The organism is Solwaraspora sp. WMMA2065, assembly GCF_030345075.1.
Classification (GTDB): Bacteria; Actinomycetota; Actinomycetes; order Mycobacteriales; family Micromonosporaceae; genus Micromonospora_E.
In genome coordinates, this window is sequence record NZ_CP128361.1 from 265,907 (window position 1) to 285,910 (window position 20,004).

A 20,004-nucleotide genomic window follows, 5' to 3' on the forward strand; every position below is an offset into this window, starting at 1 on the left:
GACAGGCAATAGTTGATCTGCCTTACGCCGGGTTGGGGCGGTGAACGGTCTACCTGGGCCTGCGAGCGGTCGGCGGTCGTGGATGAGCGGGGGAGCGTCGCCCGGTTCGCGCGTTTTGTGGTGACTATCTGGCCGCCCAGCGGCCCCGCCCGACCACTCACCGATTGCCGGCTGGGGCACACCAGGGATCCCGGCCTAGCATCCGGTCATGGCTGACACCGCATCCACCGCCGCCCCCGCCCGTCGGCGCATCCTGCACGCCGGCAGCCTCGGCATGATCATCGGCGGTCTGCTCGCGCTGGTCGGCTCGCTGCTCCCCTGGGTGATCACCCCGTTCGGGTCGCTCTCCGGTACCGTCGGACCCGGCCTCTGGACGCTGTCCGCCGGATTCATCGCCGTCGCCGGCGCGCTGCTGCCGTACCGCAAGGTGGCCATCGCACACGCCCTGCTACCCGGGCTGGCGGTCGCCGTCATCATCGGCTGGCAGGCTGCCCGGCTGATCTACCTCAGTTCGACCACCGGCAGCTGGGGGCAGCTGATGCCCGGCATCGGGATGGTCATGGTCGCCGGCGCCGCCGTCGTGCTGCTGCGTACCGCGATCCGGCTGGTCTCGATCCGCTGACGGCCCGGTGGACCGGCCACCGGCCGGCCGCTGAGCAGCGACGGAGGACCGGCGGAGGACCGGCGGCGGACGACCGAACGTACGGTGTTGATCTCCATCGGAGCTGGGAGACTGAGCCGGTGACCTACCCCAACCCGTACCAGTCGGGGCCGCAGCAGCCGATGCCCACCCCGGCGCAGCCATATCAGGGGCAGCCGTACCAGGGGCAGCCGTACCAGCCGGGCGGCTATGCCCCCGTGCCCGGCCCCGGCCCGGCGGTGCCGAAGTCGGCCGGCGCGGCGGTGGCTCTGGAACTGGTGCCCGGCCTGTTCGGGATCTTCGGCATCGGCAACATCTACGCCGGCAAAATGGCCACCGGCATCGTGCTGATGGTCTCGTTCTGGGTGTTCTTCTGGATCAACGTTCTGCTCACGTTCATCGTCATCGGCTGGATAACCCTGCCGATGACCTGGGTGGCCTATCTGGTGGCCGGCCCGGTCCTGGCGCTGCGGGCGACCGAGAGGTACAACTCGCAGTTGCTGTCCGGCCACCGCTGACCGGCGGCGGGAAACCGCCGCCGGTCAGTCGCCGCTCAGTCGTGCGGCAGCGTCTCCGCTGCGGGCCGCAGCGGGCAGCCACGCACCGTGTACGCCACCAGCCCGGCCACCGCCAGCAGTATGGCGCAGACCGTGGCGGCGGAGGTCCCGGCCGGCTGAATCAGCCACGCACCGAGCTGCATTCGCAACTGTCCACTGGGCCCCATCCACGGCATGATCGCGACGATGGTCCAGACCAGCGGAGCGATCCAGGACAGCGCGGCACCGAGCAGCACGGCACCGAGTGCGGTGAGCCCGAGCAGCCCGGCAGTGTTGCGGGCGACGACACCGAGCGGCTCGAACCGGGCGTCGGTGAGCGTGGTGACCAGCAGCAGCCCGATCACCGCGGCGGCAGAGAGCAGCAGATGCGCGGCCCGGCGGGTCGGCCAGCTGACCGCCGCGGTGTGGTCGAGGGCGTCGTCGGCACCGCTGAGCGTGGTGCCGATCGCGACGACCGCGAGCATCACGGTGACACTGATCATCCGGGTGTTGATGGTCTGCCCGTCGGAGAAGACCGGCCAGCTGATCCAGATCAGCGCGATGACACCGACTACGACGGCGGCGGCCATCGGCACTCGACGGGCGCGAAGGTGCAGGCCCAGCCACCTCATTGGTCACCTGCCAGCAACAGCTCCTCGATCCGGTCGAAGTCGCAGTCGAGAGCCGCGTCGCGGGCCTGCCCGACAACCTGTCGCTGCTGCTCGGCCGGCAGACCGGTCAACGCCTGGTACGAAGCGTCGGCCAACTGCCGGTCCTCCGGACGCCACCAGCTCTGCGGTTGCGGCGGCCCGCCGACCAACCAGGCCACCGCGACCTCCTGCGCCAGGTACGGGGCCACCTTGAACACCAGGTGAGGCTCGTCGCCCTCGCACTCCTGTGACCACGCGGACCGCAGCAACTCCGCCTGAAAGTACCCGCTGGACAGATCGGCCCGGCCCGTCCGGCTGATGTCCGGGGTATCGAAGACCAGTACGTCCGAGTCGTTGCGGACCGCCGTCTGCTCGGGTGCGGCCCAGGCGGCCAGCTGGTCGCTCTCCACCGCACGCGTCGGCGGATCCGGCAGCTTGGCCCCCAGCGCAGCGAGCGCCTCCCGGACCGGTCCGACGACGTCGGGCAGCACCGCCGCGTGCACCCTGCGGACACACACCTGCGGGCGGTCGTCGTCGCAGACCAGCTCGACGGCGACGGGGTCGACGACAGCAGCCCCGGTGTATCCGTTGGTGGGCAGCAGCGGTATCGCCACGGCGGCACCGAGGACGGTGGGCAGCACCGCCAGGGCGAGCACACCACGGCGTACCGCGCCGATCAGCAGCAGCGCGGTGCCGGCGAGCGCCGTCAACCACATTGCCTGCAGCAGACTGACCGAGGTCGGGATGGTCTGGAAGTCGTCGACTCCGTTGGGCGTCGCCGGGACGAGCAGCAGCGCCGACGGGTCCGGCCGGGTCTTGACGAAGTTCTCGTCGAAGCCGGACATCGTGACGAAGTCCGGGATCAGACCGATCACGGCGAACCCGACGACCGCGAGGACCGGCGCGGTGACGATCCGGGGCACGGCCCGGCCGGCGGCCAGGCCCAACCAGCTGGCGGCGACCATCGCCAGCGCGCCGACCGCGGTGATGCCGAGGACGGTACCGGAGAAGTAGCTGGCCGTCGGTGCCACCCAGAACGCCCCGACGGCGAGGACCAGCAGGTACACCGCGATCATGGCGGCCGCGTACCCGACGGTGAGCGGTAGGGTCCGTTGCCAGCGCGGCCGTACGGTGGTGGCGAACAACTCGCCGACACGGTGCTGCCGGTCACGCCGGCCCAGCCACGCGCCGCCGGCCAGGGCCAGCGGGAACAACAGCAGCAGCGAACCCCGTCCGTACATCGCCAGCTGGGTCCACCGGCCGGCGAAGGACTGGACAGACGTGAGGGTGACGCCCGCGCCGACCAACACGAGCAGTCCGGCAAGGGCGGGTACCGCCGACCGGCGTACCTCGGTCCGCATGATCCGCCCGGTCATGCCGGAACCTTCCCCCGGTACGCGCGCAGCAGCGCCGAGTAGCCACGTTCGGTGGCGCTGTCCCCGGCGTCCCCGGCGCTGCCCTGCTCGGCCAGCTGCGCCGGGGTTCCCTGCCAGACCAGCTGACCCTCGTTGACCAGCACTACATCGGTGCAGGCCGCGGCGACGTCCTCGACCAGGTGGGTGGAGACCAGCACGCAGCTGTCCGAGCCGACCTCGCGCAGCAGCTCCCGGAAGTCCAGCCGCTGCTCCGGGTCGAGGCCGACGGTCGGCTCGTCGAGCAGCAGCACCTCCGGATCGTTGACGATCGCCTGGGCGATTCCGGCCCGGCGCAGCATCCCACCGGAGAGCGTCTTCAACTTGGAGTCGGCCCGGCTGGTCAGACCGACCCGGTCGACGGCGCGCTGCACGGCGCCGGTAACGGTGGCCTTCGGCATCTCCTTGAGCCAGGCCATGTACTCGACGAACTCCCGCACCGTGAAGCGCGGATAGAAGCCGAAATGCTGTGGCAGGTAACCCAGGCGCTGGCGGACCTGGCGCAGATCGGCCCGGCCGGTCACGTCCTCGCCGAGCAGGGCCAGCCGGCCGCCGGTCGGCTTCAGCACCGTCGCGAGGGCCCGCATCAGGGTCGTCTTTCCGGCGCCGTTCGGGCCGAGCAGGCCGTGTACGCCGGTGCCCAGCGCCAGGTCCAGCCCGTTGACGGCAAGGTGCCGGCCGGTCCGGACGACCAGGCGCTCGGCGTGCACCGCCCACGCGTACGTGGAGGGTGCGGTCTCTGCCGCGCTGACCGCACGCATCATCAATCTCTCCTTAAGTGGACAATTCTGGTGCCTGGCGGATCACCGCCAGGCGGGAGACGTGAATCGATCGGCCGTACGTGCGTACGGCCCGGTCGGTGGGTGGAGTCAGGACCGGTCGGACGAGATCCGGTCGAGGCGTAGCCGGTTGTGGTCGCCCGCCCGTACGGCCGTCACGGCCACCAACGCCACGGTGGCCAGTGCCCAGCCGGGCCAGCTGTCGGACTCCAGGATGACCGGCAGTTGCCGGCCGACCAGACTGGGCAGGATCACCCCGACCGACCAGAGGACCGTCAGACCGAGCGCGGCTCGGTCCACTCCGACCAGCCCGCCCAGTGCCAGCGCGCCGGTGGTGAAGGCCAGACCGGGCAGCAGCCACAGCGCGGGGGACTGCCCGGTCGACCAGCCGGCCGCCGCGAGCACCGGCACGACCACGGTCAACACCGCGAGGGTGCGGCGCAGCAGCAACGGCAACCCGGTCCGGGGCATCGTCGCCATCAGCTCCCAGGCAGGGTCGGTACGGCGGCTCCACGCAGCGGCCACCGGCAGCAGGGGAGCCACTGGAGCGACCAGCAGCACCAGCGAGGGCAGGCTGGCAAAGGTCGTCTCGAACAGAACCGCGATCAGCATCAACGCGCCGGCGGTGGCCAGCGAGGGGAGGATCCGCGCGGCGAACCCGGAACGCCGCAACCGGCGCCGACGTACCGGTGCCGGGCCGGCCTCGATCCCGGCCACGACGCCGACCGCCACCCGGTCGAGCAGTTGCCGGTCGGCTGGGCCGACGGCGTCGGAAAGCTGCGCCCGGCAGGGTGCGCAGGACTCCAGGTGGGCTTCGACCGCCCAGACGGTCGCGTCGTCGACCCGGGGGTCACCGGACGCGTAGCGGGAGATGAGGGTGGGGGTGGGATGGGTGGTCAAGACAATGCCTCCCGTAGCGCGAGCCGGGCCCGCCGCGCGTAGGTCTTCACGGTTCCTTCCGGCATGCCGAGCAGGACCGATGTCTCCCGGGTGGTCAGACCGTCGAGCACCATGGCGCGCAGTACCTGCCGCAGGTTGGCCGGCAGGGCCAGTAGCGCCTGTTCCAGGTCGGCGTTCATCCGGCCGGCCAGCGCCTCGTCCTCGGCGGCCGGGGCGACGGTGGCGGCGGTCTGCACCGCCGGGACCCGTTCCCGGCGGGCGCGGGCGCGGAACGCGTCGACCAGCCGGCGGGCGGCGATGGTCCACAGCCAGCCGACCGCGCTGCCCTTCGCCGCGTCCTGAGCCTGGCTGCCGGCCGAGCGCCATACCGCCAGGTAGGTGTCCTGCAGCACCTCGGCGACCATGTCGTCGTCGGCGCACCTGCGGCGTAGCCGCGCGGTCAACCAGGGCGACGTCCGGCGGTACAGCTCGTCGAAGGCCCGCCGATCGCCCCGGGCGATGCGGCGCAGCAGCTCACCCTCGTCGAGTGCGTCCAAGCTCCGTCTCACAACAGGCAAGACGATCCGCGCTCCCACGATGGTTCTCCATCTTGCGTGAGCTGGGTCACGCAGTGTCGTCAATCGGCCGGTTCGCCGACGACAGAGGTTCCTCGATGTGCGCAACGCCGCTGTTCCCCGGTGCAGCGCTCTCGCGACCAACCTGGCTGGGTGCGTAGAGTTTCAGGTCGCATCTGCGACGCTCCAGGGACGAGACGGGTACGGGAATGACGGTGGACGACGTACGGCCGCTTGATGAGTCGGCCCAGGCCGGGGTCGACCCGGCGCAGCTGGCGGTCTGCCTCGACGTCATCGAGGCGCTGTCGGCGCTGCCGTCCGACCATCCGGACGTGGTACGGGTGCAGCGGGCCACCGCGAAGCTGTACAAGTCGGTGAAGCGCCAGCGGCGGGCCGAGCGACGCGACGCCGTCCTCTCCGCCGACCGGGCCGTCACCGCCGCGACCGCCACCGGGGCACCCGGGCGCATCGACGACGAGACCAAAGGCATCCCGCTGGTGTCGTCGACCGCCGGCGCCACCGCCGGCATCCTGCGCCAGCCCCGCGCCTGCTACATCTGCAAGGAGCGCTACCGGGAGGTGGACGCGTTCTACCACCAGCTCTGCCCGCCGTGCGCCAAGCTCAACCACGAGCGCCGTGACGCCCGTACCGACCTGACCGGCCGCCGGGCGCTGCTCACCGGCGGCCGGGCCAAGATCGGCATGTACATCGCGCTGCGGCTGCTGCGCGACGGCGCGCACACCACGATCACCACCCGGTTCCCGCAGGACGCCGCCCGCCGGTTCGCCGCCATGGACGACAGCGACCAGTGGCTGCACCGGCTGCGGATCGTCGGCGTCGACCTGCGCGACCCGGCCCAGGTGATCGCGGTCGCCGATTCGGTGGCCGCGCAGGGTCCGCTGGACATCCTGATCAACAACGCGGCGCAGACCGTCCGGCGCAGCTCCGGCGCGTACGCCCAGCTGGTCGCCGCGGAGTCGGCGCCGCTGCCCGACGGGCCGCTGCCGGAGATCGTCAGCTTCGCCTCGGTCGGTGGCCGGGGCGCCGCCGCGACGGCGATCGCCGGACCGTCGCAGCCGTCGGCGATCACCCCCCAGGCGCTCACTGCGTTGGCGTTGACCAGTGGCTCGGCCACCCCGGACCGGATCGCCCTGGCCACCGCGATCGACGCCGGTGGGCTGGTGCCGGACCTCGACCCGGTGAACAGCTGGGTGCAGCGGGTGCACGAGGTCGACGCGGTGGAGCTGCTGGAGGTGCAGCTGTGCAACTCCGTCGCCCCGTTCATCCTGATCAGCCGGCTGCGACCGGCGATGGCCGCTGCGGCTGCCCGGCGCAAGTACGTGGTGAACGTGTCGGCGATGGAGGGAGTGTTCAGCCGCGGCTACAAGGGGCCCGGTCACCCGCACACCAACATGGCCAAGGCCGCGCTGAACATGCTGACCCGCACCAGCGCGCGGGAGATGCTGACCGATGGAATCCTGATGACCGCCGTCGACACCGGCTGGATCACCGACGAACGGCCGCACCCGACGAAGATGCGGCTGGCCGACGAGGGCTTCCACGCACCGCTGGACCTGGTCGACGGCGCGGCCCGGGTGTACGACCCGATCGTCCGTGGTGAGCAGGGCGAGGACCTGTTCGGCTGCTTCCTGAAGGACTACGCACCGGCCGCCTGGTAGGTCGGGGCAACGTGATCCTTCCGCGGCTGCTGGGCGCGGTACGAGACCGGTGCGACCGGTGCGGTGCGACCGGTGACGGCCGACCCACTGCCGCCGTCGGCCGCTGGGCTCGCCGGTTCGACCGCTGGTGGCCGTGTGCCATCTGCTCCGCTGGGACCGCTCGTGGCGACCAGGAGCCATCCCACCGCGCTGAGGCAGGCCAGCATCGCGGTCGGCAGCGTGACCCGGTCCGCTGACGCGCCCAGCCACCAGGTGATGTCCGATCTGCCGGTGACGTAAATGAGGACCAAGGTGGCCGTGTAGCCGAAGTTGAGCAGCCAGAGCCAACAGTCTGAACCGACGCCGAGTTCCGTGCGTCGATGCCGTAGGAGAAGGGTGCCGGCGACGGAACAGATGACTGCGGCGGCCGCCAGCGGACCGACGTTTCCCCAGAACGCGTCGAGGGTCGGCTGCAGCCGGGCGTTGAGGTGCGCGCCGCCCCGGGACAGGTTGCCGAGGGGCCCAGACTCCTGGATGTCCGACGTCGAACCCACCAGCCGTGACAGCACCACCCAGGCGCCTCCGGCTGCGACGGGGACCCACACCATCCACACCCTGCTGATGCGGTGCCTTTCCCGCAGCGTCACCAGGACAGCCAGGATGCCCCCGCCTACCAGACCCTCGTTCTTGGTGAGGATCGCGGCGGCGAGCAGGATCAGGGCCAGGGCGGGCTGCCGCAGCGGGTCGGGTGAGAGCAGGAGCAGGGCTGCGGCGCCGAGCAGGCTGACGGACCACAACGCGTCGGCGTAGCCGGCGGCGACGTACTCACCGCCGGTCGCCCACGTGGAGAGTCCCACTGCCAGCCCCGCCGACCAGGCGAGTACCGGCCGGGTGCGGGCGAATGCGGTGCGGACGGCGACGACCGCCATCGCAATCGCCGAGAACGTCGTCAGCGCCGACACAAGCTGAGCGGTGCGGTAACCCTGGCCGAGGAGACTCCAGACCGCGGCGACCGGGGCGGAAGCGAGTGGCGGGTAGTCCGTGTGGGAGAACGCGAACCCGGGGTCTGCCATCGCGGTCCGGGCGACCTGCCCGTCGAACAGGAAATAGCCCGCATGCAACCACCAGATCGAGTGCGCGTCCCATGCGGTCGGTGGGTGGAGAATCGGTAGGAAGGGTGCTGCCAGCACGGCGATGGTGGCGACCGCGGCCCGCCACGACATCGACATGGTGGCGATCCGTGGTCGCGTCAGCCACCAACCGGCAGCAGCCCAGCTGACGAGGTATGTCGATGCCAGCCAGAATCTGAACGGCAGGCCGATCGTCACCATGAGGACGACAGCCGCCGTGCTGATGAGCGCGGTGACCAACGGTGCCAGCAGCAATGCCACGAGCGGGGTACGGACGATCGCGTACGACAGCGGCAGGCTGCCGGCCACGACGAGTGCCGTCGTGAGGAGACAGGTGTCGATCATCGGTTGATCTCGTTGAACTCGACGTGGTAACGCGTGCCGGTGGACGTACGGCGCTCGATCAGGCGCACCTGGTAGTCGGCCTGCTGGTGATCGACGACCAGGGTGCCGCCGGTCAACGCGGTGAACTCGGCGAGTCGTTGGTGCCACAGGTGTCGCAGCGGTGGATCGATGACCACCCGACTGCCGGGTGGGACAGTCGCTACGAACGTGGCGCGGGCGGCTTCGAAGTCGCGGTGCAGGCGACGCTGCGACGCCAGGTGCTGCGGCGCCCTGGCATAACTGAAGCCGGTGGTCCCGGCATCGACGGCACCCTGGACTGCCAGGCCGGCGGAGGTGAGGCCGAGCGCGATCACCAGAATCTGTGCCACGTAGCGTCGTGGACCTGTCCCGCGGACATGCACTGCTGATCCCGTTCTCTCCGAATTGTGGCAGGCCGACACTCCGTCCGAGGCAGCTGAGTGATCGCCGGTGGACGCCGGCTCCCAGGTGCCTCGTCGCGGTAATGATCCCTCGACAGAGGGACGACAGTTGGACAAATCAACGTTTCCGGTGCGCGCGCCGCGGCTTGGTGGCTCTCGGCCGGCTCCGTCGTGCCGGCCCTGTCGTGCCGGTCGGGTCGTTGGCAAGCGTTTCGGAGAATTTCCCTAGATTCGACACTTGCCGGCGAACCAACGCCAGGGCCGGTGCCGTCGACACCTGGACACCGGTATATCGGACGGCAGGTGCCGCCTGCGCGATCGCCACGGTGCGGATAGAAAGGACAAGTCGGATGATGACGCGCTTCAAGAAGGTCGCCGTCGGGCTGACGGCGGTCGCCGCCCTGACGTTGGGCCTGCCGGCGAGCCCAGCGTTCGCCATCAACCAGGTTTCCTGTGCCGACCGTAACGACTTCCTGAAGCTGCACATCGATCTCGGTGGTGGCTACCGATTGGTCCGATGCTTCGCGAACGCAGGAGCGACCGGGACGAACATCAGCGGCGTCTACCGGTTCGACAGCGGCAACAACAAAGCGACCGTCAACTACGAGCGGGATGGCCGCTATTACAGCACGACTCTGGAGAAGTGGTGGGGTACCGATTTCGCGGGTGCCCGGGTCCGGGTGTACGAGGTACGGATCTGGTGATCGGCGACTGACCACCTGCCGTCGGCCTGCCCTGCCGCGTCCTGTCGTCCAGCGGAGGGCGGGCCCCACGGCGAGCGTTTCGGGCGGTCTCGACGGATCAGTCAGTGACCGGTGGGGCGGTCCGGGTCGCCTCGGCCAGGGCGGCCGCCGCGCTGGCGTACGGGTTGTGGGTATTAGGCGCGGGCCAGCCCACCGGGGACGGTGAAGTACTCGGCCGACAGCTTCGCCGGATCAGTGGCTATCTCGCCTGGCCGGGGTCGTAGAGCGGCTGGCCGGAGATGTCGATGGTCGCGCCCGGTGCGGCGTGCTGCCGGCGTTGGCGATGAGCTGCCGGACCTCGTTGTAGGTCGCTCCATTCTGGGTGAAGATGCAGATCTGCACCCATACGGCGGTCGGCCGGCCGTACTGGGCGGCTTGCCGGTCGAAGGCCTGCCACGAGCTGGAGTTGGTGTTGGTCCAGGACTGGACGACCGCTCCGCCGGTGCCGTAGGGCCCCCACATGCGTTGGCCGCCGATCGCGACGTAGCCCTGGGCGATGTTCTCAGCCATCGAACAGCCGATGAAGCCCATCGATCGGGCAGGTTGCGGTCCGGGATGTTCGTCAACATCGCTGAGCTGTCGGCGTACCGGGGTGGGCAGTTCTGGCGCTGGGTGGCCAACACCGCGCGGTACGCCGGGGTCGGCGCGGCGGTCTCGGCGGCGCTGTCCGGGCTCAGCGGCTACCGGAATGCGGGCCAGTGCTCCGGCCTTCAGGCCGGGGGTGAAGGCCCGCGCTGGGAGGGCCGCCAGGGCCCGAGCAGTGCTCTAACCTGGTCCGGTTGCTGCTCGGCCACCTGGCCGGCGACTCACACGCCGCAGTGATCCTGCCGACCGAACTGGTGGTGCGGGGCAGCGCCTGACCCCTGGTGCCCGGATCGGGTCTGCCGGGCGGCATCGGATCTGGCAGGCTGGTAACTGTGCTGACGGTGCCGGTGCGGCAGCTCGGGGAGACCGAGCGTGGGGCGGTGGAGCGGATCCTCGACCTCGACCCCTATGCCGCGCCGCAGGTCGCGGAGCGGATCGCCGCGCGCGGACTGGCCTGGTGGCGCTCGGACGGGCGGGTCTTCGGCTACGGGCCGCGCCGCCAACTCGAGTCGCTGTGCTGGCTCGGCGGGCATTTGACCCCGGTGCACGCTTCGCCGGCTGCGGTCGCGGCGTTTGCCGACCGGCTCGCCATCGAGGAACGGGTCTGCTCGTCGATCGTCGGTCGGGCCGACGCCGTACTCGGGCTGTGGGAGCGGATCGGCGGGCAGTGGGGGCCGGCCCGGGAGATCCGTGCCGACCAGCCGCTGCTGATCGCCGACCGGCCGCCGGCGGTGCCGGCTGACCCGGGGGTACGCCTGGTCCGGCCCGACGAGATCGACCTGCTCTTCCCGGCGGCGGTGGCCATGTACACCGAGGAGGTCGGCGTCTCCCCGGTCGCCGAGGACGCCGGGCGCGGCTACCGGCGGCGGGTCGGCGAGCTGGTCCGGGCCCGTCGCACGTACGCCCGGATCGTCGACGGCACGGTGGTCTTCAAGGCCGAACTGGCCGTCGTCACCCGGCACACCGCGCAGGTCCAAGGGGTCTGGGTCGATCCGATATGGCGCGGCCGTGGGCTGGCCACCCCGGCGATGGCGGCGGTGGTCCGCGACGCGCTGCGCCGGGTCGCGCCGACCGTCAGTCTGTACGTCAACGATCACAACACCGCGGCCCGTCGGGTCTACGACCGGTGCGGTTTCCGCCGGGTCGGCTCCTTCGCCACCGTGCTCTTCTGAGCCCTGCCATCTGCGGCGTCGGCACGGTCCAGCCACTCCTACTCGTCCAGCCAGCCACTCCTACCCGTCCAGCGGCCACGGAACCGCGTCCGACAGCGGTGGTACTTTGTTCGGCGTTCGTCCAGGACGAACGCCCAACAAGGTTGGGGAGGCTGAGCGGGCCGGGGTGTCCGGTCTTGGCGGCGCAGCGCACGCGCGTACCGGCTGGTGCCGGCCAGCCAACCCGCCAGGCAGGTCCATCAGTGAAGGCAACCCGATCGTGGCACACGGTTACCGGGAATTCGTCCGTCGCCAACGGGCCGAGCTGCACGCCGGCAGCACACTGGTCACGACCCGGGCCGGTCTCGTGGAGTACGGGGAGGTCGGCCCACCCGCTGGCCGGGCGGTGCTGCTCTTCGCGGGCGGCGGTGGCGGCTACCGGAATGCGGGCCAGTGCTCCGGCCTTCAGGCCGGGGGTGAAGGCCCGCGCTGGGAGGGCCGCCAGGGCCCGAGCAGTGCCCTAACCTGGACGGTTCTGCTGCTCGATGTGCTGCGTCACGATGCTCGGTGGCGCGCCGGCGCGACCACACGACAAGCCAGGTCCACGTTCCTAGCCGAGTGACACCCGGTAGAGCCGGCCCGTCGTGACACACGGATCCGGGGTCACCCGGGCGGCGGTGGAGAGCAACGAGCGTGGCTCGTCGTGTCGCCGGACGGTCCGCGGATCGGCGTCCGCCGGCAGCGGCAGCAGGTGGAGCTGGTCGACTCCCCAGGTGGCGATCCGGTCGCGCCGTTGCGCGACCGGGATGTCGGCGAAGTTATCCGGGAAGAACGTCGTCCGCCGGCCGGTCAGGGCGCTGTGCCGGCCGACTTCCGTGCTGGTGGCGATGGTCAGCGTCCCGTCGCTGCGGCAGCGCCGCAGCCCCTGCTCCACCACGCCACCGGTGAGGCTGTCCGGGTCCGGCGGCACGGTGGTTAGCTGGTGTCCGAGCGCCCAGCCTGCCGGCAGCGTCAGCAGCAGCACGCCGACGGCATGCCCGGTCCGCCGCCCGGTCAGCCGGGCCGGGACCGGGGCCCGCAGGATCAGCACGACTGCGGTCAGCAGCGTCAGCAGCACGGCCAGGCTGAGATAGCGTCGGCTCAGGTAGCCGGTGCTGAGCTCTGAGAAGGCGACCTGTGCGGTGAATGCGGCCAGCGCGGCCAGGCCGACCAGCAGCCATCGCGGCCCATGGCGCAGCGGTCTGCGGCCGCGGCGGAGCAGCAGGCCGGCGGCGACAGTGGTGGCCACGACGGTGGGTGCCCAGACCGCGGCCTTGGCCGCCTGCAGGACAGCCGCCGGCGCGTTGCCGACGAGCCGGGCCAGCCAGCCGATCGGGTCGTCGGCGGCGGTCGGAAGCTGGTCGACGTCGATCACGTCGGTGACGTACAGTTGCGGCACGGCCAGCGCGATGATGCGGTTGTCCGCCGGGAACGGCGTACCGAAGTGAACCAGCCCGTAGACCGCCCACGGCGACATCACGAGGGTGAAGACCAGGCCGGCTGGCAGCAGCCAGCGCCAGTCCCGGCGGCGGATCACGACCAGCTGCACCGCCAGGAGCAGCACAGCCGGCAGGGTGTCCGGTCGGGGGAGCACCAGGCCGCCGCCGGTGACCCCGACCAGAATCGGCCAGAGCGGACCACAGCCCATCGAGTACGGCTCGGGCGACTGGTAGCTGTGCCGGGAGGCGATCCGGAAGAAGTCGCCGCCGAGGGTCTGGGACAGCTCGTAGTAGCGCCACGAGTCCGGGTTCTACGGCGGGCCGTCCCAGTAGTAGAGCAGCAGGACGGCCAGTACGCCGACGAGCGTCGCCCAGCCGGCGGCGGGCAGCCAGCCGGGCACCGACAGGGTCCGCCGGGCGTCGACCGGGTCGCTGGTCGAGTCCTCGGTCGGTCGCCCGGTGAGCCGGGTGAGCGTGCTCACGCCCCCGCCCCGATCGTCGCCGCAAGGTCGTCCGATGTGGCCGGACGGGCCGATGCGGCCCGGGCGGTCGTCCGGTGCGCCGGTCACCTGATCGTGCAGGTATGGCCCTGGTGGTCCGGCGGTACGCCCTGGTGCCTCGGCCGGCTGGCAGACCACCACGTCGCGGACCGCGTACATCGGCCGGGCCCGTACCTCGACCAGGATCCGCCAGGTACTCGCCGAGCACCCCGAGGATCAGGAACAGGCCGGTGAATCCGCCGGACACCAGGATCGCCAGGGTGGTCCACCCTTCGATGGGGTCGGACTTGACGAGGAACACCGCGACCGCGTACGCGATGCCGGCGAGCGAAAGGGCGCCGAACGTCAGGGACAGTCGGTGTGCCACCCGTGGCCCGAAGTCGGAGAACGACAGCAGGATGTCGAAGGCCAGGCTCGACGTCTCCCGGTCCAGCCGCCGGCGCGCGGCGGTGTCCACCGTGGTCCGGATGTACCGCAGGTGCTCGTGCCGGTGCCCGAGGATCGCGTACAGGGCCTTGCGGTAGCGGACCTTTTCCGCATGGCGAGCATCGGGGCCAGCGTGCGCCGGGAGGTCAGTCTCAGACGCTCGGTACGCAGCGGGGTGTCGAGGTCGCTGTACCGGTTGACCAGGCGGTAGAACACCCGGCGCCGACTACCTGGTCCGGGCGGAGGAGGCGGCGCGGCTGGTGGCCGCCGTCGACTCGCCGGGGCTGCGGCTGCACCTGGACACCGCCTGCATGGCGCTGGCCGGTGACGACGCGGCGGCCAGCGCCGACCGCTTCGCTCCGCTGCTGCGCCACGCCCATCTCAGCGAGCCCGACCTGGCGGCGGTCGGCACCCCGGACCGCGCCCACGCCGACTTCGTCGCCGCGCTGCGGGCCGTCGGGTACGACCGGTACCTGAGTGTCGAGATGCGCCCGACGGACGGCGATCCAGTCGCCGCCGTCGATCGCGCCGCCCGGTACGCCGTGGCACTGTGCCGTGAGCGGCCTTGACCGGCACCCGACAACTCGACCCCCCAGGCGACCAGGTACCAGGCGACCAGGTACCAGCGCCCTCCCGGAGCGACCGGCGGGTACCGCGTTACGACCGACGCGACTTCGCACCCCGGCGCAGCCGGTACGCGGTAGTGGTTCCGGTGATCAACGAGGGTGACCTGCTGCGGGCGCAGCTGAGCCGGATGCACGACCACGGTCACGGCCTTGACGTGCTGATCGCCGACGGGGCAGCACGGACGGCTCCGTCGCCGACGACTTCCTGGCCGGCCACGGCGTACGGTCGGTGCTGGTCAAACGCGGTCCGGGCCGGCTCAGCGCGCAACTGCGGATGGCCTTCGCCGCAGCCCTGGACGACGGCTACCACGGGGTGGTCACCGTGGACGGCAACGGCCAGGACGGCGTCAAGGCGATCGGCCGGTTCCGGGACAGGCTGGACGACGGGTACGACTACGTGCAGGGCTCCCGCTTCGTCCCGGGCGGCGTGGCGGTCAACACGCCCTGGTCCCGGTACCTCGGCATCCGGCTGCTGCACGCACCGTTGCTGTCGGCCGGGGCGCGGACCTGGTACACCGACACCACCAACGGTTTCCGGGGCCACTCGGCCCGGCTGCTCGCCGACCCCCGGGTCAACGTGTTCCGGGACGTGTTCGACGCGCACGAACTGCTGGCGTACCTGCCGGTGCGGGCGGCCCGGCTGGGGCTGCGGGTCTGCGAGGTGCCGGTGACCCGCGCCTACCCGGCGGGAGCGGTGCCGACCAAGATCAAAGGCCTGTCCGGGAACCTGGACCTGCTGGGCGTCGCCGCCCGCGCCGCCACCGGCCGCTACGACCCGGCACCCTGACCGGCCGCTACGACCCGGCACCTGACCAACCCAGCGGCGGATCGCCCGGCGGAGCTCAGCCCAGCAGCAGGGTCAGGGTGAGCGCGACGGCGGTGACGGTGACGGTGGCCACCAGCCCGGTCCAGCGCAGCCACGGCCGGCCGGACCCGGTCACCGGCAGCCGTCGCCAGCGCAGCACGCCGGCCGCCACCCCACCGGCGGCGAGTCCGGCGGCCACCGCCCACCAGCCGGCCCACACGTCGTGCCAGGCACCGGCGAGGTGCCCGATCAGCAGGTAGAGCAGCGCGCTCGACGCCGAGCCGATAACGTTGAGCCGGTCGGTCACCGGCAGCCAGCGCCGCCGGCCGCCGAACGCGGTCGCCGCCGGGGTGGCCGCGACGGCCAGCAGCAACACCACGGTGACGCCGATCAGCAGCGGCCCGGCCCCGGCGGCGTCGCTGTCACCGGCCACCCCGAGCAGCGCCAGCCCGATCGGCTCGACACCCTTGTCGGTGTTGCCGAGCACCACGACGCCGTCGCCGGTGGCCGGGTCGAAGCCGACGTACGACCGGAAACCGCCGGTCCCGCCGTTGTGCCAGGTGATCGCCCGACCGTCGTACGTGGTGGTGAACCAGCCGTAGCCGATCCGGCGGGTGTCGTCGTCGGCGGTGAACCGGGGCTGGGTGGCGTCCGCGCCGGGCGCGGAGCCGTCGAGCAGCGCGGTGACCAGCCGGGCCAGGTCCGGGGCGGTGGACCACAGGCCGATGCCGGCGCCGGCCAGCCCGGAGCCTTGCCACGGATCGGCGGCGCGCCCACCGGCGGTGGATCCGGTCGTCGCACCGGCCGGCAGGTCGGCCCCGTCGAGGGAGTAGCCGGTGTCGCTCATGCCGAGCGGGCCGATCAGCCGTCGCTCGACCAGCGCCGGGTAGGAGCCGGCGTCGGCCTCTCCAACACTCCCGGTCTGCTCAGCCTGGTCAGTCTGCTCGGCCAGCGCGATGCCGAGCAGCGCCGCGCCGAAGTTGGAGTAGTGCACCTCGCCCCGACCGTCACCGACCCGGGCGCGGGTCAGCGCTGCGCGGATCCGGTCGACGTCCAGACCGGCGTACGGGTCGGTGCCGCGCAGCGCCCCCAGCGTCATGGTGAGCGTCGCGGTTGCGCCGACCGTCGGCAGCCGGGGCAGCCCGGACCGGTGGCTGGCCAGCTCAGCCAGGGTGATTTCACCGACCGTCGGGTCGGCGAACTCCTGACCGGGCAGCGCCTCGGCGAGCGTCGTGTCGCCGTCGACCTGCCCGGCGGCGATCTGGTCGGCCAGCAGCATCCCGGTCAGCGTCTTGCCGATCGAGCCGATCTCGAACGGGGTGTCCGGCCGTACCGGCTCGCTGGCGCGGCCGACGGTGCCCGGAGCGCGGTCACCGAGTCCGGCGACCCGTACCTGCCCGTCGGCGATCCGCGCCACCGCCAGACCCCGGTAGCCACCGGGGTCGTCGATCACCGCGCGGACCTCGTCGGCGAGCGCGAGGTCACCGGTGGCGGCGTCGCCGAGGCGGGCCGGCCAGGGCGCGATCAGCGCGGCGAGCAGCCCGCCGACGACGGCGACAGCCGCCGCGACGATCAGAGCGCGGGTACGCGTCGGGGTCATCGGTGTGCTCCGGACAGGACGATCAGCAGGGGGACGACCCGTTCCGGCGGTACGGCGTACTGCCCCCGGGTCGACGTGCGCAGCCAGCCGGCGCTGACCAGTTGCCGCAGGTGGTGGTAGAGCTGACCGGTGGTGCCGAGCCCGTCGATCTCGGCCAGGGCGGCGACGGTCCGGGTGCCGGCCAGGATGTGCCGGACCAGCAGCAGCCGCACCGGGTGGGCGAGCGCGGTGAGGGTGTCGGCGTACCCGGTCCAGTCGGCGTCGAGCAGGTCGTCGACGGTGTGCCCGTACTGCCAGTCGTAGTGTTCGCCGGTCGGCAGGGTGACCGTGCCGGTGTAGAGCACCGCGCCGGAGGTGCCGCCGACCTGGTCCTTGAGTCCGTCGAGCGCCCAGAACGGGTTGCCGGTGTCCGGTCCGACGGCGTTCGGTCCGGTCGACGCGTCGCCGACGGCTCGGTCGGCGTCAACGGCTCGGTCGGCGTCGAGACGCGCGACGAGGTCCTGCACGGTCCGTTCCAGGGCGGTGACCCGCTCGGTCAACTCCGGCTCAGTCATCACCCCATTATTACGTAGTTACGTAATTTCTGCAATCGGAGTGGGTCGGGTCGCGGGCCACCTGCCCCGCCGTCGCCACGCACCACACCACGATCAGCAGCAACAGCAGCCGCTCCAACGTGCCGACCAGCAGCCCGCCGCCGACCAGCAGCATGCCCAGCCCGACTGCGGCGGACAGCGGCAGCGCGGCGGCGGCCCCGAGCAGCGCCAGCCGGCGCAGCGGACAGGTCGACACCGGCGACCAGAACACGGCGATCATCGCGAAGACGCAGCAGGCGACGGCGACGATGCTGGCCCCGCCGTGCACCAGGTCGGTGGCGGTGACCGGGTCGTGTGGCGGCAACGGGCAGCCGTCCCGGCAGGAGACGGTCGCCGAGACCGTCGTCGCGCCGGCCGCCGCGACCAGCAGCCAGGCGGCGGCGCGGACCGGGCGCAGCGCCCCGGCGAGCAGCAGCAGGCTCACCGCCAGGGCGAGCAGCCCCGACTGGTACGCCACCACGGAGCCGCCGTCGCCGACCCCGGACTCGCTGACGTACCCGCGCAGTCCCGGACCGGGACCGGCGACCACCGCGACCGTCACGGTCACCGCCCCGCCGACCGCGCCGACCGCCGCCCCGACCGCCCACCACCTGGTACGCCTCACCCGCCTACGGTGTCACGTGGTCCCGGCTCACGTGGCTGCGGTGTCACGTGCGCCAGCCCGGGTCGGTGTCCCCACCTGCCGGGTGTGCCGGTGGCGCCGGCCGGTGGTGCCGGACCGGCCGGATCACGGCGCCCGGCCGCAGCAGCGCCACCAGCCGGGCCTGGATGTGTCGGGTGACGCCGTCCCGGCCGTCGAAATTGATCTGCGCGCCAATCAGTTGCACCCATCGGATCCCGTCTTCGATCGACACGTCGCCCACGTGCTGCACCCGCAGTCGGAGCGCGCCGATGCCGTACCGGTAATCGGTTTCCGACATCTTGATCACGTCGCCGACCTCTACCGGAAGATCACTGTTGCTCATTGTCGTCCATCCTTTCCGGGACCATTTCCGGTGGTTGCAGGCCGTGTAGTTGCAGTACCGCGCGGACTCTTCTGGCCGCCGGATCCCGGTGCCGGTCGAGGTAGGCCAGCGCCTTGCGGAACGGCCGGCAGTACACCTGCCCGCACGGCAGGCAGCCGTCGTTGCGGCGGGGCATGTGCCGGGTGACCAGCCGTCGGGCGTGGGTGATCACGTCATCGTGTGCGGTGGTGTGCTGCGGGCCGGCGTTGCCGGGCAGCCGGCGTAGTTGTCGCGGTAGTCCGCCGATCCCGTCGTTTCTCGACATCCGTTCACCTCCCTGGTGGAGTGTCGAGCCGAATTTCCATCCACTCCACCCTGGACTTCTCCAGCCGGTCAGCGGAAGATAGGTCAGCGGCAATCCGCACCCATCTACCGGACAATCACCTGTATCCGAAAGGTGTGCACTGTGAATACACTTCCGGAAATCCTCCGTCAGCTGCGCAGCGAGCGCTCCGTCACCCAGGATCAGGTCGGTGAGGCGATCCTGGTCTCCGGCTCACTGATCGCAGCCTTCGAGCAGGGCCGGCTGGTCCCGCAACCGGACACCGCCGCGCGACTGGACGAGTTCTTCGGCTCGGGTGACCGGGTCCGCAAGTCGGCGGCCGAGGCGGCCGAGGCCCGTGAGCTGGAGCGGGAGCGGCGTCGGATGGCCCAGGCGGTCTGGTTCCGCCCGTGGGTCCAGCTGGAGGAGTCCGCCACCACCCTGCGGTACTACCAGGCGTCACTCATCCCCGGCCTGCTGCAGACCGAGGAGTACGCCCGGTCGGTGCTGGACAGCGGCCTGCGCAGTCAGCGCGAGGTCGACGAGCTGCTCGCCGTCCGGATGGAGCGCCAGTCCGTCGTGCTGGGCCGCGAGGACCCGGCGATCTGCGTGTTCATGATGGACATGGCGGCGCTGCGCTCGGCGCACCCGGCGATGGCCAAGGCGCAGCTGGAGCGGCTGCTGGCCGAGTCGGAGCGCCACCGGACCTTCGTGCACGTGGTGCCGGACGGGGTCGGCATGCACATCGGCCGGTCGGTGTCGTTCGTGCTCGCCTCGCTCGACAACGGCGCACTCGCTGGATACATGGAGGATATTTTCGAGGGCCGGCTTGTCACGGAGCCGGCGCGGGTGACCGGGCTCGATCGGGCGTGGCACACTGTCAACGCGCTCGCCCTGAACGCGGCCCAGTCCCGGGATCTGATCCGGCAGATGGTGAGGGAGCTATGACCACCGAGCCGATGTGGCGCACGTCCCGCCGCTCGAACGCCTCCGGCGGTGACTGTGTCGAGGTCGCCGACAACCTGCCCGGCCGGGTGCTGGTCCGCGACTCCAAGGACCGCACCGGCGGCACCCTGGCCTTCGACCCGCCCGCCTGGTCCGCCTTCGTCGCCACCGTCAAACGCTGAGCCGCATCAGTCGCTGTAGTGGTACCGGGCGTACCTCCGAGCCCGCCGCCGTTCTCCGGTTACCAGGGAGCAGGCCGGGCT

General features: G+C 71.5%; 25 protein-coding genes. 10 read left to right on the top strand and 15 right to left on the bottom strand.

The features are described from left to right. Positions 1-208 precede the first annotated feature (208 nt). Together O7610_RS01170 and O7610_RS01175 are read left to right on the top strand one after the other, a co-directional pair. Positions 209-622: a hypothetical protein gene (locus O7610_RS01170; protein WP_281553912.1), complete on the top strand. Its 414-nt coding sequence runs from the start codon at positions 209-211 to the stop codon at positions 620-622. Positions 623-741: 119 nt separating this feature from the next. Then, entirely contained in the window at positions 742-1,158 is a 417-nt protein-coding gene (locus O7610_RS01175) for a hypothetical protein (RefSeq protein WP_289212473.1), read from the top strand. A 35-nt stretch (positions 1,159-1,193) separates the two neighbouring features. On the opposite strand, the gene O7610_RS01180 is transcribed toward O7610_RS01175, so the two are convergent. From O7610_RS01180 to O7610_RS01200, 5 genes are all read right to left on the bottom strand, one after another. Continuing rightward, on the bottom strand, positions 1,194-1,808 hold the full coding sequence (locus O7610_RS01180; RefSeq protein WP_281553914.1) for a hypothetical protein: 615 nt from the start codon (positions 1,806-1,808) through the stop codon (positions 1,194-1,196). Further along, positions 1,805-3,202, bottom strand: coding sequence for an ABC transporter permease (locus O7610_RS01185; protein ID WP_281553915.1), 1,398 nt, complete (start codon positions 3,200-3,202; stop codon positions 1,805-1,807). Before O7610_RS01185 ends, O7610_RS01180 begins: the two co-directional genes overlap by 4 nt. Next, positions 3,199-4,002 (bottom strand): ABC transporter ATP-binding protein, encoded by an 804-nt coding sequence (locus O7610_RS01190; protein WP_475051694.1) that lies wholly within the window; start codon positions 4,000-4,002, stop codon positions 3,199-3,201. Before O7610_RS01190 ends, O7610_RS01185 begins: the two co-directional genes overlap by 4 nt. A gap of 105 nt (positions 4,003-4,107) precedes the next feature. After that, positions 4,108-4,917: a zf-HC2 domain-containing protein gene (locus O7610_RS01195; protein ID WP_281553916.1), complete on the bottom strand. Its 810-nt coding sequence runs from the start codon at positions 4,915-4,917 to the stop codon at positions 4,108-4,110. Further along, entirely contained in the window at positions 4,914-5,453 is a 540-nt protein-coding gene (locus O7610_RS01200; RefSeq protein ID WP_281553917.1) for an RNA polymerase sigma factor, read from the bottom strand. The genes O7610_RS01195 and O7610_RS01200 overlap by 4 nt, the downstream gene beginning before the upstream one ends. 227 nt (positions 5,454-5,680) lie before the next feature. Between O7610_RS01200 and O7610_RS01205 the strand changes: the two genes are divergently transcribed. Then, entirely contained in the window at positions 5,681-7,150 is a 1,470-nt protein-coding gene (locus O7610_RS01205) for an SDR family NAD(P)-dependent oxidoreductase (protein ID WP_281553918.1), read from the top strand. On the opposite strand, the gene O7610_RS01210 is transcribed toward O7610_RS01205, so the two are convergent. Then, positions 7,129-8,604, bottom strand: coding sequence for a hypothetical protein (locus tag O7610_RS01210; protein ID WP_281553919.1), 1,476 nt, complete (start codon positions 8,602-8,604; stop codon positions 7,129-7,131). The genes O7610_RS01205 and O7610_RS01210 overlap by 22 nt on opposite strands. Then, positions 8,601-8,972, bottom strand: a complete 372-nt coding sequence (locus O7610_RS01215) for a hypothetical protein (RefSeq protein ID WP_281553920.1) — start codon at positions 8,970-8,972, stop codon at positions 8,601-8,603. The genes O7610_RS01210 and O7610_RS01215 overlap by 4 nt, the downstream gene beginning before the upstream one ends. 401 nt (positions 8,973-9,373) lie before the next feature. On the opposite strand from O7610_RS01215, the gene O7610_RS01220 reads away from it, so the two are divergent. Further along, entirely contained in the window at positions 9,374-9,727 is a 354-nt protein-coding gene (locus tag O7610_RS01220) for a beta/gamma crystallin domain-containing protein (protein ID WP_281553921.1), read from the top strand. 231 nt (positions 9,728-9,958) lie between these two features. Here the strand turns inward: O7610_RS01220 and O7610_RS01225 are convergent, their stop codons facing one another. Continuing rightward, positions 9,959-10,276 (bottom strand): hypothetical protein, encoded by a 318-nt coding sequence (locus tag O7610_RS01225; protein ID WP_289212474.1) that lies wholly within the window; start codon positions 10,274-10,276, stop codon positions 9,959-9,961. A 45-nt stretch (positions 10,277-10,321) separates the two neighbouring features. Between O7610_RS01225 and O7610_RS01230 the strand changes: the two genes are divergently transcribed. Both O7610_RS01230 and O7610_RS01235 read left to right on the top strand, forming a co-directional pair. After that, positions 10,322-10,588 carry a hypothetical protein gene (locus O7610_RS01230; protein WP_281553923.1) on the top strand — a complete coding sequence of 89 codons (267 nt, stop codon included), beginning with the start codon at positions 10,322-10,324 and terminating at the stop codon, positions 10,586-10,588. A 95-nt stretch (positions 10,589-10,683) separates the two neighbouring features. Further along, a complete protein-coding gene (locus O7610_RS01235; RefSeq protein WP_289212475.1) occupies positions 10,684-11,523 on the top strand; it encodes a GNAT family N-acetyltransferase in 840 nt (279 codons plus the stop codon). 589 nt (positions 11,524-12,112) lie between these two features. Here the strand turns inward: O7610_RS01235 and O7610_RS01240 are convergent. Together O7610_RS01240 and O7610_RS01245 are read right to left on the bottom strand one after the other, a co-directional pair. Beyond that, positions 12,113-13,189, bottom strand: a complete 1,077-nt coding sequence (locus tag O7610_RS01240; protein ID WP_289212476.1) for a hypothetical protein — start codon at positions 13,187-13,189, stop codon at positions 12,113-12,115. Between the two features lie 102 nt (positions 13,190-13,291). Then, positions 13,292-13,462 (bottom strand): hypothetical protein, encoded by a 171-nt coding sequence (locus tag O7610_RS01245; protein ID WP_289212477.1) that lies wholly within the window; start codon positions 13,460-13,462, stop codon positions 13,292-13,294. Between the two features lie 674 nt (positions 13,463-14,136). On the opposite strand from O7610_RS01245, the gene O7610_RS01250 reads away from it, so the two are divergent. Together O7610_RS01250 and O7610_RS01255 are read left to right on the top strand one after the other, a co-directional pair. After that, on the top strand, positions 14,137-14,475 hold the full coding sequence (locus O7610_RS01250; RefSeq protein ID WP_289213549.1) for a TIM barrel protein: 339 nt from the start codon (positions 14,137-14,139) through the stop codon (positions 14,473-14,475). 286 nt (positions 14,476-14,761) lie between these two features. Next, positions 14,762-15,319, top strand: a complete 558-nt coding sequence (locus tag O7610_RS01255; protein ID WP_289212478.1) for a glycosyltransferase family protein — start codon at positions 14,762-14,764, stop codon at positions 15,317-15,319. A gap of 55 nt (positions 15,320-15,374) precedes the next feature. On the opposite strand, the gene O7610_RS01260 is transcribed toward O7610_RS01255, so the two are convergent. Genes O7610_RS01260 through O7610_RS01280 form a run of 5 tightly spaced genes read right to left on the bottom strand, consistent with a single transcriptional unit; the run spans position 15,375 to position 18,799 of the window. Beyond that, positions 15,375-16,937 carry a serine hydrolase domain-containing protein gene (locus tag O7610_RS01260; protein WP_289212479.1) on the bottom strand — a complete coding sequence of 521 codons (1,563 nt, stop codon included), beginning with the start codon at positions 16,935-16,937 and terminating at the stop codon, positions 15,375-15,377. After that, entirely contained in the window at positions 16,934-17,491 is a 558-nt protein-coding gene (locus tag O7610_RS01265; RefSeq protein WP_281553930.1) for an ArsR/SmtB family transcription factor, read from the bottom strand. Before O7610_RS01265 ends, O7610_RS01260 begins: the two co-directional genes overlap by 4 nt. 10 nt (positions 17,492-17,501) lie before the next feature. Beyond that, positions 17,502-18,134, bottom strand: a complete 633-nt coding sequence (locus O7610_RS01270; RefSeq protein ID WP_281553931.1) for a DUF998 domain-containing protein — start codon at positions 18,132-18,134, stop codon at positions 17,502-17,504. Between the two features lie 43 nt (positions 18,135-18,177). Then, positions 18,178-18,495: a hypothetical protein gene (locus tag O7610_RS01275; RefSeq protein WP_289212480.1), complete on the bottom strand. Its 318-nt coding sequence runs from the start codon at positions 18,493-18,495 to the stop codon at positions 18,178-18,180. Further along, complete coding sequence (locus tag O7610_RS01280) at positions 18,482-18,799, bottom strand: hypothetical protein (protein WP_289212481.1); 318 nt, start codon at positions 18,797-18,799, stop codon at positions 18,482-18,484. The genes O7610_RS01275 and O7610_RS01280 overlap by 14 nt, the downstream gene beginning before the upstream one ends. 141 nt (positions 18,800-18,940) lie before the next feature. On the opposite strand from O7610_RS01280, the gene O7610_RS01285 reads away from it, so the two are divergent. Further along, positions 18,941-19,744 carry a Scr1 family TA system antitoxin-like transcriptional regulator gene (locus O7610_RS01285; protein ID WP_281553934.1) on the top strand — a complete coding sequence of 268 codons (804 nt, stop codon included), beginning with the start codon at positions 18,941-18,943 and terminating at the stop codon, positions 19,742-19,744. Next, positions 19,741-19,923 (top strand): DUF397 domain-containing protein, encoded by a 183-nt coding sequence (locus tag O7610_RS01290; protein ID WP_281553935.1) that lies wholly within the window; start codon positions 19,741-19,743, stop codon positions 19,921-19,923. Before O7610_RS01285 ends, O7610_RS01290 begins: the two co-directional genes overlap by 4 nt. Positions 19,924-20,004: the final 81 nt, after the last annotated feature.

Coding starts and splice junctions, on each gene's coding strand:
- O7610_RS01170 (WP_281553912.1), top strand. CDS start 209: ATGGCTGACACCGCATCCACCGCCGCCCCCGCCCGTCGGCGCATCCTG.
- O7610_RS01180 (WP_281553914.1), bottom strand. CDS start 1,808: ATGAGGTGGCTGGGCCTGCACCTTCGCGCCCGTCGAGTGCCGATGGCC.
- O7610_RS01185 (WP_281553915.1), bottom strand. CDS start 3,202: ATGACCGGGCGGATCATGCGGACCGAGGTACGCCGGTCGGCGGTACCC.
- O7610_RS01190 (WP_475051694.1), bottom strand. CDS start 4,002: ATGATGCGTGCGGTCAGCGCGGCAGAGACCGCACCCTCCACGTACGCG.
- O7610_RS01205 (WP_281553918.1), top strand. CDS start 5,681: ATGACGGTGGACGACGTACGGCCGCTTGATGAGTCGGCCCAGGCCGGG.
- O7610_RS01210 (WP_281553919.1), bottom strand. CDS start 8,604: ATGATCGACACCTGTCTCCTCACGACGGCACTCGTCGTGGCCGGCAGC.
- O7610_RS01220 (WP_281553921.1), top strand. CDS start 9,374: ATGATGACGCGCTTCAAGAAGGTCGCCGTCGGGCTGACGGCGGTCGCC.
- O7610_RS01225 (WP_289212474.1), bottom strand. CDS start 10,276: ATGGCTGAGAACATCGCCCAGGGCTACGTCGCGATCGGCGGCCAACGC.
- O7610_RS01230 (WP_281553923.1), top strand. CDS start 10,322: ATGTTCGTCAACATCGCTGAGCTGTCGGCGTACCGGGGTGGGCAGTTC.
- O7610_RS01240 (WP_289212476.1), bottom strand. CDS start 13,189: ATGGGCTGTGGTCCGCTCTGGCCGATTCTGGTCGGGGTCACCGGCGGC.
- O7610_RS01260 (WP_289212479.1), bottom strand. CDS start 16,937: ATGACCCCGACGCGTACCCGCGCTCTGATCGTCGCGGCGGCTGTCGCC.
- O7610_RS01265 (WP_281553930.1), bottom strand. CDS start 17,491: ATGACTGAGCCGGAGTTGACCGAGCGGGTCACCGCCCTGGAACGGACC.
- O7610_RS01275 (WP_289212480.1), bottom strand. CDS start 18,495: ATGAGCAACAGTGATCTTCCGGTAGAGGTCGGCGACGTGATCAAGATG.
- O7610_RS01280 (WP_289212481.1), bottom strand. CDS start 18,799: ATGTCGAGAAACGACGGGATCGGCGGACTACCGCGACAACTACGCCGG.
- O7610_RS01290 (WP_281553935.1), top strand. CDS start 19,741: ATGACCACCGAGCCGATGTGGCGCACGTCCCGCCGCTCGAACGCCTCC.